This window comes from Bacillus cereus group sp. MYBK108-1 (assembly GCF_051917185.1).
GTDB lineage: Bacteria > Bacillota > Bacilli > Bacillales > Bacillaceae_G > Bacillus_A > Bacillus_A cereus.
Genome location: NZ_JBQAHZ010000003.1, coordinates 92,357 through 106,324 on the forward strand (window position 1 = coordinate 92,357; position 13,968 = coordinate 106,324).

Here is a 13,968-nt window from a genome sequence, read left to right on the forward strand (position 1 = left end):
AGTCCACATAGGCTTGGTGTTTTTCATTTTATAAACTTCACTATAAACAAAAGACATGCTACGACAACAACGGTAATTGCCAACACATAAGGCGGAAGAAACTTCAAAGACCATAATGCCATCATAATCGTCGCAACCGTTAAGTACGTTCGCCTTGCACCTTCTGTCATTTTTTTACGAAATAAGAAAACATACAAATAACCAATTGGCGGCGTAATAAAGCAAAGAACGTATATGATTTTTGATTTTAAATACCACTTTTGTTCTCCAAGTTTCTTTATATCCCCTTCTATTCTCTTATGCTCTTGTTCTTTCGCTTCTTCTACAAGCGGATTTTCCTCTTCTCCTCGCTTTTCTTTCATATAAGGAAGAAAGTGCATAAAAAAATAGTATGCGAATACGAATGCTCCAAATCCAATATTTACTCTTTCTAATGGAATATGTTCACTAAAAAAAGCAGCAGTAAGCACTAAAGACAAACAGTATGTCATCATCCAAAAGGAACGTTTTCTCTTTTTCCGTTCCATTTCTTTTTTGCCTTGTATATCTTTTCTTTTCGAAAGCCATATAGAAATAAAGCAATCTACTACAAATAGAGCAAAAATAAATATCGCAACGTGTACTGTTTCTAAATCCTCAAATGAAAAGATATTTGGGAATGCAACATGTAATACAATGAATGTGTACAAAATTAGCCCTATAAAATAAATACGTCTCATTTTCCATCCCTTTCTTATTTCCTAACATTACGTTAACATACATTTTTTAGAAATAGACGGACAAAATATATATGTGTAAAAAAGGAGGATGCTATATGGATGATTCTGAACGCATTATTTTAGATGTGAACGGCAAAGAAATTGAAATGCTAGATACGATTCGCACTCATTTTAAAGAGAAGCACGGCGTTGAACTAAGTAATGGTGCATTACTTCGTGATTTGATGGATATTGAGTATATTCGAATTACGGAAGATCGACATAAGTATGATTAAAAGAAAACGACTGCAGGCGAATGCCATCAGTCGTTTTCTTTCTTTATTTAAGCTCTTGATGTTTCCCGCCCATACCACCAGACTCATTGCTATCTTGGTGTACAGTTAGTTTATTTGTTTTCGCATCTTTTAAAACTCTATATGTATATGATTCATTTGGTTCATCTTTAAACTGTACATTCATACCATAAGAATCCATTTTGCTATAAAAGGCCGGTTTTATATATAAAATATCACTTTCTTTATATCCTTTATCTTGTAAATGCCACATCGTTGCGATAACCGCTTCTTCTCGCTTTTCTTTTTCACCAACATACATATATTTGTCCAAAAGAAACACTTTAGCATTTGCAATTAAGCTAATTAACAGTACAATGATCAACACTATTTTTTTCATAGACTTCCCCTAAATTGTTATTTTTTACTACATTGTAACTTAAATGCTAGTAAAAAATAAAGTACGCCAGACTTTAATAGACTGGCGTACTTCCCAACTCAACTCTTAATAACTTCTTTCGTTAACCCCTTCGCCTTCTCCAAAGCGTTTTTGATTTGTTCAAACCCAGTCCCGCCAGCACTGTTACGACGCTTTACAGCTGCATATGGTGACAGCACTTCATACAAATCTTCTTCAAATAAGGAGCTCATTTCTTTATATGTTTCAAGAGAGACATCTAATAAATAAATTCCTTTTTGTGTGCAATATAGCACTAACTTTCCAACAATTTCATGAGCTTGACGGAATGGTAGTCCTTTGTTCGCTAAATAGTCAGCAATTTCTGTTGCGTTGGAGAAATCTTGCGTCACAGCTTGCCCCATTTTTTCTTTGTTTACAGTCATCGTTTCAAGCATGCCCGCCATAATATGAAGGCATCCTTCTACTGTTTTAACTGTATCAAACATTCCTTCTTTATCTTCTTGTAAGTCTTTATTGTAAGCGAGCGGTAATCCTTTCATTACTGTGAGTAAACTGAATAAATTACCGTATACTCTGCCTGTTTTACCACGGATTAGTTCCGCCATATCCGGGTTTTTCTTTTGCGGCATAATGCTGCTTCCCGTTGCATATTGATCGCTCATTTCAATAAATTGAAACTCTTGGCTACTCCATAAAATAAGTTCTTCGCAAAAGCGTGATAAGTGCATCATAAGCATAGAGGAGTTACTTAGGAACTCCAGTATGAAATCACGATCGCTTACTGCATCTAAACTATTTTCATAGATTCCATTAAATCCAAGAAGCTCCGCACTATACTCTCGGTCAATGGGGAATGTCGTTCCAGCTAACGCTCCTGCTCCTAATGGCGAAATGTTAATACGTTTTAACGAATCTTCATAACGATTCACATCACGCTCTAACATCCAAAAGTAAGCGAGAATATGATGAGCAAATGAAATCGGCTGAGCACGTTGCAAATGCGTATAGCCAGGCATAATGGTTTCAATATTATTTTCTGCTTGATGAACAAGAACAGTTTGCAATTGCTTTGTAGCTTTTATAATATGTTCTACCTTTTCTTTTAAATACAAATGCATATCTGTCGCTACTTGATCATTACGACTTCGGCCAGTGTGAAGTTTTCCTCCTACTTCGCCAGTTTGTTCAATTAACATTTTTTCGATGTTTAAATGAATATCTTCTGCTTCTACTGAAAATTGTAGCTTATTCTCTTTTGCTTCTTTCAATAAATATTGAAGACCTATCTTTATTTTCTCTGCTTCTTCTTGCGTAACGATGCCTTGCTTTGCTAGCATCGTTACGTGTGCCATACTCCCATTTATATCTTGATTTACTAATTGTTGATCGAAGGAGATGGATGCTCCGAACTCTTCAACCCATGCTTCCGCTTCTTCTGTAAAACGTCCGCCCCAAAGTTTGCTCACGCTTCCACCTTCTTTTGATTCACTTGGCTGTATACTTTCGTCGGTAAACCGAATAATGAAATGAATCCAACTGCTGCATCATGATTAAATTCATCTTGAGCAGTATATGTTGCTAATTTTTCATCGTATAAAGAGTATTCAGATTTACGTCCTTCTACAATCGCATGACCTTTAAATAATTTCACACGCACTGTACCTGTTACATTCTTTTGCGTTTCTTGTAAAAATGCATGAAGCGCTTGTTTTAAAGGCGAGAACCATAAACCATTATAAATAAGTTCTGTTATTTTCTGTTCAATCACTGGTTTAAAATGTGCTACTTCTTTTACGTGTGTTAAATCTTCCAACTCTTTATGCGCAGTGATTAACGTCATTGCTGCTGGGCATTCGTATACTTCACGAGATTTAATACCGACAAGACGATTTTCTACGTGATCAATACGTCCAACGCCGTGTTTTCCAGCAAGCGCATTTAACGTTTTAATTAATTCTGCAAGTGAATATGCAGTGCCATTTAAAGTAGTCGGTACGCCTGCTTCAAATCCGATTTCTACAAACTCTGGTTTATTCGGTGTATCTTCTAATGCCAATGTCATCTCATATGCATCTTCTGGCGGCGCTGCCCATGGATCTTCTAAAATTCCACATTCGTTGCTGCGTCCCCATAAGTTTTGATCGATTGAAAACGGGCTATCTAAATTAATTGGAATTGGTACATCGTTTTCTTTTGCATAGGCAATTTCTTCTTCACGTGACCACTTCCATTCACGTACAGGTGCAATCACTTCTAAGTAAGGATTTAATGCTTGAATAGAAACTTCAAAACGAACTTGATCATTTCCTTTCCCTGTACATCCGTGTGCAACTGCAGTTGCGCCTTCTTGTTCTGCGATTTCTACTAATTTCTTCGCAATAAGCGGACGAGATAATGCAGAGACAAGAGGGTATTTCCCTTCGTATAATGTGTGTGCTTGCATCGCCATCAATGCATATTCGTTTGCAAATTCTTCTTGAACATCAATCATATATGATTTAATTGCACCTACTGAAAGTGCCTTTTCTTTTACAAACGCTAAGTCTTTACCTTCCCCTAAGTCTAAACAAAGCGCGATAATATCATAATTCTTCTCTTGTAACCATTTAATTGCAACGGAAGTATCAAGACCTCCGGAATATGCTAATACAACTTTTTTCTTCTCCATTTTGCATCCCCCTAAAGAATAAATATTCATTTTCTTTTATAATAATTCACACTTTACCACCTTTCATAAAATGTATCAAGAGTCATTTTCAAATTTTTTCAAACAATTTCGTCGAACTTCTTTCTGTTTTTATGTACAATATAAGCAGGAAAACGGGGGTGAACTTATGGAAAAGTATTTCTTATACGATGAACATCTAGGAATTGAAATTCCACATTTACAAGAAGACTGGGAAGAAATCCCCGAAAAAATGCAACATGCTATTTTACTAAAATGGGAACAAGTTCGCGGGAAAATTCCTGATCGTATAAAAGAACTTGAGCACTATATTAATACAAAACAACATTATTTAAATAACGAAGAAGACTTCGAAGTTTCTTGTAAACTAAATTCAGAAATTGCCGATCTTGCTTCCATCATTAATGACCTTTGGCTTTGGTATCGACTCACTCAAAATGTATCTGAGGGGAAAGCACACCAATGAAAAAAGCATGCCCCTCAATAACTTTGGGTCATGCTTTTTTTGTCATAACATGATTTACAATATATTTCTTGTGCTGTTTTCGCCAAACATACATCGAATGGACCAACTAATATACTTCTTTCTTTCGGCAACTTTACAAAAGCAACAAGCTCTTCTTCATATTGAATTTTTTTCTGACATGAAATGCATATTAATTCTTTTCTTTTGAACATGTCTTTTAGCATACCTTCACTCTCCCCTTCATCTATCTATATTAATATACTCTCATAATAGTTAAGACTTGTAAAAAAATGACACATTCTGAATCGAATGATTCATATACTATGTACAAAAGGAGGTTTAAAAATTATGCGTGCTTTCGTTATTATCACTTTAACTTTTTTAAGTGTAATTAGTTGGGATGCGTTTTTTAAAGATAAAAGTGATGAAAAGAACACAACGGAATAAAACCCTTTTTTCTTACTTATTGGACAAACCGTTATAAACTGTCCAATCCTCCGAAATAACTTAGGCTTTTCTACAAAAATATTTAAACATAACATTTTTTGTAGATTCCCTCCGTTTATTGTCGGTTTCCATCCGCATACATTTTTTAAAAGTATGATATAATAGTATAAATCTTGAAGGAAGGGATTTTGATATCATGATCGCTCGAAGGAGCATGTGGCATCGTATTGACGAATCATACACGTAGCGTATTTTTTAGCTCAGATACTTTAGTCTAGCGAAAAAAATACGAGAGTGGGGAAATTATGATTGCCCGAAGGATAATTTGGCAAAAAAAAGACTCTTCTTACACATAGCGTTTTGTTTAGGACTTAATTGTTACTAACTAAACAAAACAAAGAAGAGCAGGATTGCTAAATGACGAATCCTACTCCACGTTTTGTTTAGTCGTTTTAAGACTTAAACTAAAACGAAGGTAGGGAGAATTGATGGACGAGAGGATTATTCGTTATTTCTTCAGCGACATATAGCGTAGTTAGTTTTTTCGTAAACTAACTGAAAGCTACATGTGAGCTCGTAGTTAGTTTACAACACAAAAAGGACTACTAACTACGGAAAGAAGGAATAACGATGAGGAACATCCAAAGTCGGCAAATTATTAAAGAAATTTTTATGGTTTTAATCGGTTCATTTATTTTAGCAGCAGCGCTATATCACATTCACTTCCAAAACCACTTAACAGAAGGTGGATTTGTAGGAATTGCACTATTCATTCAAAACTTTTATGATATTTCACCATCTATTTCAACTGTATTAATGGATATCCCAATTATTTTACTGTGCGCTTCATTTTTAGGTAGAAAAATGGTTGGTTATTCATTCCTAGGTTCAATTTCATTCGGAGTATTTTATTCCTTTATGGAAAATTATTCTCCATTTACGGTAGATTTATCAAATAACTTATTTATAGCTGCAGTAGTTGGCGGTGCGTTAGCTGGTATTGGACTCGGTTTTATATTACGATTTGGCGGTGCAACCGGTGGAGACGATATTTTAACAATTGTATTAAGTAAACGAACTCGTTTTACAATTGGGCAAATTTTCTTCGTCTTTGACGCGATTGTTCTTGCGCTTTCATTATATTATTTAAATTGGACAGAAATTGCTTTTACTATTCTTTCGATTGCCGTACAGGCAAAAACATTGGATTTAATTTATTATCCAAAAACAGAAAAAACAGCAGAAAAGCAGCCAGTATCTGTTCCAATGTCCAAAAAACATGCAACAAATTAAAAAAGCGAAAGGCTTCGGCCTCTCGCTTTTTTTATGCTCTTTTTTCTTTCTCGACTATATGGCGCACTTGATAAAATCTATTTGCAAATTCAGTAACGTTTCTTGTTAAACGATAATTCACTGTAGATCCAATTGCCATTCCAATTACCGGTATACCTTGGAATAATTTACGACGAAGAGCATAAATCGAAAATGTCTTCAAAATTTGTTTTAACACAACCTCAGTAGAAGCTGTTTGTAGCACTGCTTCGTCTCCTTCGTAAAAGAACGAATCTTCTTGCTCCAGCTCTTGCAATAAATTGTACCATGCATATTGCTGAAGTCTTCCTGGTAGTAATGACGCATGAAACACCTTTAACGCAAGCATCATTTCATACGGCTTGTTCACATCATGTCCAAATGATGTTGCAATAAGTTGGACTGCCTTCACATTTAACGCGATCATAACCGGAAAATCCGCCGTTAATAATAATAAACCTCCAGCACCTGTTGCCCCACCTTGTACAAATGAATATAGACGATGACGTGCTGTTTGCTGCTCTGCTATGTATGTTAATTGATCAATAGATAATGCTTTCAAATCTTCAAGCTGTTCAATCGATTCATCAAATAACCTTGATGTTCCTAAAATCCGATTACGTGCATCTAACTGTGCTTGTGAACTTTGAATAAATGCATGCAAATGAAAGAGCCATCCATCTGCTTTCATGAAGAATTCTTTTCGCTTTTTCTCAGGTAATTTCGCAACTGTAGCATGTAACCATTTATCAAACACTTTTTGAAAATCGGTCGCTTCTTGCTCAACTAATTGCGCTTCCCATTCTTTTATATTGTCTAAAATGGCTTGTTCTCGCTTCGATCGCATCGTAACAACCACCTCGTTCGATTTTTTTCTATTGTAACATATTTCTGCTTATTCTTTGCAAATATGCTTGTCTATCTTTATTCACATACCATTTTTGAATGGCATAAAATATTAACAAAAAGGATGAGATAAATCACATGAATCTATCCGATATAAAAAAAGAATATAATGCGGTATTCAGCTTAGGACAAAACTGCTGGCCCGCTTGGGCATTATATCAATTAGAATTATCACCATTTTTTGGCGTTATTGATTTTATGCTAAGTCCCTCATTAGAAAAAGTGAATGTATTATTACAAAATCGATTTGACCGCTTTTTAAATTTCGAAAATTTATCCTTCATCTCATTTTGGGATGATGATGCAAAATTAAGATTAAGGGACAACCTTTATGAAATTGACTCCTGTCATGACTTTAAAACAGATGTAAACACACCAACTTCTTGGCCTTCTTATACAGAAATTAAGTTAAACTATGAACATCGTATTAATCGTTTTCTAGCTACAATTGAAACGGCAGAATCCATATTGTTTATTCGAACTGGAGGAACATATGAAGAAGCATGTTCCCTAGAACAAATTTTATCTCAAATCGTTACACATACATTCTCTGTCCTGTTACTAATTCCTGCCGATATACCAACTATCACCCAAGAAGATTGGGGATTACAACGTATTTGCGTTATGAAATGTCCTATTATGGATGTATACCAATACAATGAAGCATTTTGGAAAGACTTATTTGATGGAATTACAGTTAGACCGCACACTTAAATACACGATACTTTTATCACACCATACATTATAATCGTCCTTATACAAAACAAATAAGGAGTGATTCTATATGTATCCACGTGCAAAAGCTTTCGGTCTTGCTGTACATCAAGATCGCCTTCTCGTACAAGAATATTATACAGAAGGCGAAATATATTATCGTCCTCTTGGCGGTTCAATTGAACTTGGTGAAAAATCAGCACATACTGTTATTCGGGAGTTTAAAGAAGAGCTTCATACGGAGATAGAAATCACCAATTATTTAGGGTGTTTAGAAAATGTCTTTCATCTCGATGGAGACATTGGTCATGAAATCATTCAACTATATTCTTTGCGTTTATTAGACACGTCACTATATGAAATGAAAATATTAAATATACAAGATGAAGAAACAGTGGCGTATGCGAAATGGATTCCTATTACGGCATTCATTCAGAAAGAAAAAATATTATATCCAGATGGAGTTTTAAAATACATCCAAAAGAAAAAAGACGAAATCCTATAGGATCTCGTCTTTCTTTTCATATATTAACCAATATCTCCAAGACGTAGTACGTCACGAGCAATCATAACTTCTTCGTCAGTTGGAATTACGATAATTTTTACTGGAGAGTGTGGGAAGCTGATGAATGCTTCTTCACCGAATACGTTATTACGTTTTGCATCGAAGTATACGCCCATGTACTCAAGGCCTTCTAATACACGCTCACGAATAATCGCACTGTTTTCACCTACACCAGCTGTGAAGATGATTGCGTCTACACCTTTCATACGAGCAGTGTAAGAACCAATGTATTTGTGGATACGGCTTACGAATACATCAAGTGCTACTTTCGCACGGTGGTCGCCTTCTTCTTCTTTCGCAATGATGTCACGTAGGTCACTAGAGTAACCAGTAAGACCTAACATACCACTCTTCTTGTTTAATACGTTAACTACTTCTTCTACTGTTTGGCCTGTTTTTTCCATGATGTATGGAATTAACGCAGGGTCAAGGTTACCAGAACGTGTACCCATTGTTACACCAGCAAGTGGTGTGAAGCCCATAGAAGTATCGATAGATTTACCGCCTTCTACTGCTGCGATACTTGCACCGTTACCCAAGTGACAAGAAAGTAAGCTTAAGCTTTCAATTGGACGACCTAATAATTCAGCCGCACGCTCAGTTACATATTTATGAGAAGTTCCGTGGAAACCGTATTTACGGATGCCGAATTTTTCATAGTACTCATATGGTAAGCTGTATAGGAATGCAGATTCCGGCATTGTTTGGTGGAATGCTGTATCGAATACTGCTACTGCTGGTACGTTTGGTAATACTTCTTGGAATGCTTTAATACCAACAACGTTTGCTGGGTTATGAAGTGGTGCTAAATCGCTTAATTCTTCGATATCAGCTAATACTTCATCAGTAATTAAAACAGAGTCAGCAAATTTTTCGCCGCCGTGAACAACACGGTGACCGATACCGCCAATCTCATCTAGAGATTTAACGATTCCGTTTTCAGTTAACTTTTTAAGAAGCATATTAACTGCTACTGCGTGATCTGGAATGTTTGTAATTTCTTTTTGTTTTTCGCCATCTACAGTAATAGTGAAGATACTATCTTCTAAACCGATACGTTCTACTAAACCTTTTGTTAATACTGTTTCACTTGGCATTTCAAATAATTGGAATTTTAAGGAAGAGCTTCCTGCGTTAATCGCGATGATTTTTGACATCTAGTCTTTCGCCCCTTTTTCTCTTGGTAGTTGTGTGGATGTTTCCACAAACCGCTCGATTTTATCTGATCAAATTCACCAAATATGAAAACGTTTCATCATTAGCAAATTTTATACTCACGATTTTAATTTAAACATCGTCCGACATATATTTCAAGTGAAAAAATTGTAACACCAAGAAAAAATATATATTACAGATTTCAAAAAAATTCAGTTAAATCTTGTATATATTTAAAAATATGACATATTATATAAAACTGTACTACATGAATCACTAATGCTGTTACATATACCCAGCTTTATTTATGTGTTGCAAACCAAGTATTTAATTGATCCATAATGTCTTCCATCGCCTTCATGTTAGAGAATTTAGGCAACTCCACTAATAACGCCTGTTTTGGCATTGTTACATTAGCGCCTTTCTTTTGGAGAACAAATATACTTTTTGCATTTTTCTCGTTTTTAAACATGGAAACAGGAAGCTGTAATAACCCTTGAATAAAGCATGTTTCTTTAATAAATGCATGTAATTTTGGTGCCTGGTCACTTTCAAAAATGAAGTTTGGTACTAAGAAGAATAAGTAACCGCCCTCTTTCGTATGTTTCACACTTTGTTCAATAAATAAGTGATGGGCATACGACATTCCTTCATCTGCTTTTAATTTATATTCACTTGCACCGATTTCGTTTGGATAATAACCAACCGGTAAGTCTGAAATGACTGCATCAACTGGATCGATATAAAGTGGTGCTAGTCCATCTTGATGGAAGAATTCGATTGCATGCTTTTGTAAATTTGCATTTACTAAAGCAAGTTTAATTAGCACTTCATCCACTTCTACACCAAATCCACTCATTGTTAGTCCTTCTTTGGCGCTATTAAACACTGTAGTCATTAAATTACCTGTTCCAATTGCAGGATCTAAAACTGTGATCTCGTTTTGACCTTGCATAAATTTATGGAATAAGTAACTCATGAACATTCCAACTGCATCAGGCGTCATTTCATGATTCGCTTGTACGCCTTCTTTCATTCCTTTTAAGATGGCTAACTGAAATGCTTTACGAATTTCTTCACCTTTATATGTTTCTTCATTAAACGTACTATATTCACGATTCAGCCTTTCAATTGCTGATTCGGATAATTCCTCTTGTAAAATCGCTCCCTCAAACAAGTTATCACCTGTTTCTACAAGCGCCTCTAAATATGTTACATCTAATTCTTTACGTAAAACTACCGCAGAAGAATCAAAAATAGAAAATAATGTTTCTACTGTCTGACTCACGTACATTCCTCCTTCTCTCTTTTACACATAACTTATATCATACCACAAAGTGATTTTTTCCAAAAAGAAAAAGCGACCTCCTATCAAGAGCTCCCCTTTAGTTATATATGATATAACGTTTTTTCTCATATATCGATGCTGTTACAGGGCAATATATGAGAAAAAACGACCTCTTTATAAGAGGTCATTTTCATCACATTACTTCGCAGATTTAGCTGCTTCTAATGCTGCTTCATAGTTTGGATGGCTTGTACCTTCGCTTACGTATTCTGCGTAAACTACTTTGTCATTGCTATCTACTACGAATACTGCACGAGCAAGTAAACGAAGCTCTTTCATTACTAAGCCATAAGCTTCACCGAATGAAAGGTCGCGGTGGTCAGAAAGTGTAACAACATTTTCTAAACCGTTTGCTGCACACCAGCGTTTTTGAGCGAATGGTAAATCAGCGCTAATTGTTAATACTTTCGCGTTTTCAATACCTGCTGCATCTTGGTTAAAACGACGTGTTTGTGCATCACACACACCTGTGTCGATTGAAGGTACAACACTAATTAATTTCACTTCACCTTTGTATGTTTCTAAACTTACTGGAGATAAGTCGTTTGCTAATACTTGGAAGTTTGGCGCTTGATCGCCAACTTTAACTTCTGTTCCAACTAAAGTCATTGGATTACCTTTAAAAGTTACGTTTGCCACTTGAAAATCCTCCCTTATTTAAACAAAATATGTACAATGTAAATGATAGTTTGTCCCTATCGATAATGCAAATAAAATCGCTTTATTTACAAAAAAATTAAAGAAGCTAACCTATTGATTAGCTTCTTTATTCGTTAAATTTGAAATTCAGGATCATCTTCTTTTCGTTTATCCATCATTTCTTTCACTTTATCAACAGCTTGTGGCGCTAATTCAATTATTTTATCGATGACGTGTGTTTGTTTATCTAAGTGCAATACTTTCACACCATCTCCATTTATAACAAGAAAGGCAACAGGATTAATAGAAACTCCTCCACCACTTCCCCCGCCAAATGGATGACGGCCTGAATGTTCTACTTTACCAAATTCACTTCCACCAGCAGCAAATCCGAAACTTACTTTCGAAACTGTAAGAATTACGCTTCCATCTGCCGCTTTAATTGGGTCACCAACAATTGTATTTACATCAGTCATTTGTTTTAAATGCTGCATTGCTGTTGTCATTAAACCTTGAATTGGATGGTCCATTCTATATCCCCCCTATGCTTGAACAGATTTTTCTGTCATACCAGATCTTTGTCTTCTCATAAATACGAGTAATTTGACGCCAGTTTTTATAGCGCGGAATATACGAAAAGATGCTGTTAACTCGCATCTTGATGCAAATCCTTTCCCTTGAAAAACTGGGGTAATTTCAAATTCTGGTACGTCGACAATATGCATATATTGTCCGACAACTCCAGCAGCCATACCTTTTGTCCCCCATGCATATCCAGTGACAATTCCAGTACTAGCTGCGTCGCCTGCTCCAATTTGTGTATGCCATTTCCAACCATTGATTTTCACTCGTTTGAGAAAATCTTTAACAATAGTATGAACTTCTTGAAGCTTTTTTATCAGTTCACCAATGCTGTCAAGTTGCGCCATAATTTTATTATCGAGTCCGCCGTCTTCTTCAGCTTTTTCGATTTTCTGTCCTGTCTTTTTCTGCTGTTTTTCAATTCTTTCCAACACATCAAATGTATATCGAATCATCCATATTTTCACTTGAAGCAAACATTGCTTTTCCATTTCTGAATATAAAAATGTCACCTTAAGCTTTATTTTCGACAATAGTATAAACAAAATAAAAAGAAGAAGAATTATTATTCCAATTACGAGCCACTTCATACGTATCATCCTTTCACTCCGTACCCATTATCGACAAGTTTATTCATCGTTAAACAGAGTTTTATAAGATTGAATATAAAAATTTTTCTAAAAATAAAAAGGTATTTTGACAATTTATATCGAAATATATTATTTGAACATATCATCAGGGAACGGACTCTAATGATATGTAGCACGAAAAACAGAAAATTTAACTGCAGTGGAGGGATACATAATGGCAGATCGTCGCAATTTATTTTTCTTTTATGGTGATGACAAAGCAACGCTCGTTGAAAAAATGAAACCAATCTATCGTATTTTAGAAGAGAATGGATTTACCATATTAGATCATCCAAAAAATGCAAACGCTATCGTCAGTGTTGGAGATGATGCAACCTTCTTACAAGCCGTTCGTAAAACTGGTTTTAGAGAAGATTGCTTATACGCAGGGATTTCTACGAAAGATGAAATTTCTTTCTACTGCGATTTCCATATTGATCACGTTGATACAGCCCTTCAAGAAATTACAAAAAATGAAATTGAAGTGCGAAAATATCCAACAATTCAAGTAGATGTAGATCACAGTACATCTTTCCATTGTTTAAATGAGTTCTCATTACGTTCTAGCATTATTAAAACATTCGTTGTAGATGTTCACGTTGATGATTTATATTTCGAAACATTTAGAGGGGACGGTTTAGTAGTTTCTACCCCAACAGGAAGTACTGCTTACAATAAATCATTGCATGGTGCAGTTGTTGACCCGCTTATCCCATGTTTCCAAGTAAGCGAACTAGCATCTTTAAACAACAACACTTACCGTACGCTCGGTTCACCTTTCATTTTAAATCACGAACGTACATTAACTTTAAAACTAAGACCAGACGGTAACGATTATCCTGTTATCGGCATGGATAACGAAGCGCTTAGCATTAAACAAGTGGAAAAAGCTGTTGTACGCTTAAGCGATAAACAAATTAAAACAGTTAAATTAAAAAACAATTCTTTCTGGGAAAAAGTACAGAGAACGTTTTTATAAGATTAAAATAACCGCAGAATTATGAAATTCCATAATTCTGCGGTTATTTATTTCCCCCGATTGACGCGAACAATACTCTCTTACTATCCGGCCGTTATTCTTGTCAGTTTTTGTCGGTAATTCGATATA

General features: G+C 35.4%; 17 protein-coding genes. 6 read left to right on the forward strand and 11 right to left on the reverse strand.

The window, feature by feature from the left end; genetic code table 11:
• Positions 1-23 precede the first annotated feature (23 nt).
• The gene (locus ACTFSL_RS06825; protein WP_001252877.1) at positions 24-719 is read right to left on the reverse strand and encodes a hypothetical protein; all 696 of its coding nucleotides are present in this window, start codon (positions 717-719) and stop codon (positions 24-26) included.
• Positions 720-814: 95 nt separating this feature from the next.
• Between ACTFSL_RS06825 and ACTFSL_RS06830 the strand changes: the two genes are divergently transcribed.
• On the forward strand, positions 815-994 hold the full coding sequence (locus ACTFSL_RS06830) for a hypothetical protein (RefSeq protein WP_000342760.1): 180 nt from the start codon (positions 815-817) through the stop codon (positions 992-994).
• Positions 995-1,037: 43 nt separating this feature from the next.
• On the opposite strand, the gene ACTFSL_RS06835 is transcribed toward ACTFSL_RS06830, so the two are convergent.
• From ACTFSL_RS06835 to ACTFSL_RS06845, 3 genes are all read right to left on the reverse strand, one after another.
• Positions 1,038-1,391, reverse strand: a complete 354-nt coding sequence (locus ACTFSL_RS06835; RefSeq protein WP_000725032.1) for a DUF3139 domain-containing protein — start codon at positions 1,389-1,391, stop codon at positions 1,038-1,040.
• A gap of 98 nt (positions 1,392-1,489) precedes the next feature.
• Positions 1,490-2,878, reverse strand: a complete 1,389-nt coding sequence (argH, locus tag ACTFSL_RS06840; protein ID WP_440041412.1) for an argininosuccinate lyase — start codon at positions 2,876-2,878, stop codon at positions 1,490-1,492.
• Complete coding sequence (locus ACTFSL_RS06845) at positions 2,875-4,080, reverse strand: argininosuccinate synthase (protein ID WP_000412315.1); 1,206 nt, start codon at positions 4,078-4,080, stop codon at positions 2,875-2,877. The genes argH and ACTFSL_RS06845 overlap by 4 nt, the downstream gene beginning before the upstream one ends.
• A 166-nt stretch (positions 4,081-4,246) precedes the next feature.
• Between ACTFSL_RS06845 and ACTFSL_RS06850 the strand changes: the two genes are divergently transcribed.
• Complete coding sequence (locus tag ACTFSL_RS06850; protein WP_000417218.1) at positions 4,247-4,564, forward strand: hypothetical protein; 318 nt, start codon at positions 4,247-4,249, stop codon at positions 4,562-4,564.
• A gap of 14 nt (positions 4,565-4,578) precedes the next feature.
• Here the strand turns inward: ACTFSL_RS06850 and ACTFSL_RS06855 are convergent, their stop codons facing one another.
• Complete coding sequence (locus tag ACTFSL_RS06855) at positions 4,579-4,788, reverse strand: hypothetical protein (protein ID WP_000910274.1); 210 nt, start codon at positions 4,786-4,788, stop codon at positions 4,579-4,581.
• Positions 4,789-5,641: 853 nt separating this feature from the next.
• Here ACTFSL_RS06855 and ACTFSL_RS06860 point away from each other — a divergent pair.
• Positions 5,642-6,304 (forward strand): YitT family protein, encoded by a 663-nt coding sequence (locus tag ACTFSL_RS06860; RefSeq protein ID WP_001244515.1) that lies wholly within the window; start codon positions 5,642-5,644, stop codon positions 6,302-6,304.
• A 31-nt stretch (positions 6,305-6,335) separates the two neighbouring features.
• Here ACTFSL_RS06860 and ACTFSL_RS06865 read toward each other — a convergent pair whose 3' ends face one another.
• A complete protein-coding gene (locus tag ACTFSL_RS06865) occupies positions 6,336-7,169 on the reverse strand; it encodes an EcsC family protein (RefSeq protein WP_400154977.1) in 834 nt (277 codons plus the stop codon).
• A gap of 137 nt (positions 7,170-7,306) precedes the next feature.
• Between ACTFSL_RS06865 and ACTFSL_RS06870 the strand changes: the two genes are divergently transcribed.
• Together ACTFSL_RS06870 and ACTFSL_RS06875 are read left to right on the forward strand one after the other, a co-directional pair.
• Complete coding sequence (locus ACTFSL_RS06870; protein WP_001053729.1) at positions 7,307-7,942, forward strand: DUF1796 family putative cysteine peptidase; 636 nt, start codon at positions 7,307-7,309, stop codon at positions 7,940-7,942.
• 70 nt (positions 7,943-8,012) lie between these two features.
• A complete protein-coding gene (locus ACTFSL_RS06875; RefSeq protein WP_000283500.1) occupies positions 8,013-8,447 on the forward strand; it encodes an NUDIX hydrolase in 435 nt (144 codons plus the stop codon).
• A 23-nt stretch (positions 8,448-8,470) separates the two neighbouring features.
• Here ACTFSL_RS06875 and ackA read toward each other — a convergent pair whose 3' ends face one another.
• The 5 genes from ackA to ACTFSL_RS06900 all read right to left on the reverse strand — a co-directional run bounded on the left by ackA (position 8,471) and on the right by ACTFSL_RS06900 (position 12,830).
• Positions 8,471-9,664 carry an acetate kinase gene (gene ackA / locus ACTFSL_RS06880; protein ID WP_000034575.1) on the reverse strand — a complete coding sequence of 398 codons (1,194 nt, stop codon included), beginning with the start codon at positions 9,662-9,664 and terminating at the stop codon, positions 8,471-8,473.
• A 299-nt stretch (positions 9,665-9,963) separates the two neighbouring features.
• Complete coding sequence (locus ACTFSL_RS06885) at positions 9,964-10,950, reverse strand: class I SAM-dependent methyltransferase (protein ID WP_440041413.1); 987 nt, start codon at positions 10,948-10,950, stop codon at positions 9,964-9,966.
• 198 nt (positions 10,951-11,148) lie between these two features.
• Positions 11,149-11,649: a thiol peroxidase gene (tpx, locus tag ACTFSL_RS06890; RefSeq protein WP_000024525.1), complete on the reverse strand. Its 501-nt coding sequence runs from the start codon at positions 11,647-11,649 to the stop codon at positions 11,149-11,151.
• Positions 11,650-11,783: 134 nt separating this feature from the next.
• A complete protein-coding gene (gene ytfJ, locus ACTFSL_RS06895) occupies positions 11,784-12,179 on the reverse strand; it encodes a GerW family sporulation protein (RefSeq protein WP_000350003.1) in 396 nt (131 codons plus the stop codon).
• A gap of 12 nt (positions 12,180-12,191) precedes the next feature.
• Positions 12,192-12,830: a DUF2953 domain-containing protein gene (locus ACTFSL_RS06900; protein WP_002164419.1), complete on the reverse strand. Its 639-nt coding sequence runs from the start codon at positions 12,828-12,830 to the stop codon at positions 12,192-12,194.
• A gap of 205 nt (positions 12,831-13,035) precedes the next feature.
• On the opposite strand from ACTFSL_RS06900, the gene ACTFSL_RS06905 reads away from it, so the two are divergent.
• Positions 13,036-13,839, forward strand: a complete 804-nt coding sequence (locus tag ACTFSL_RS06905; protein WP_000785180.1) for an NAD kinase — start codon at positions 13,036-13,038, stop codon at positions 13,837-13,839.
• Positions 13,840-13,968: the final 129 nt, after the last annotated feature.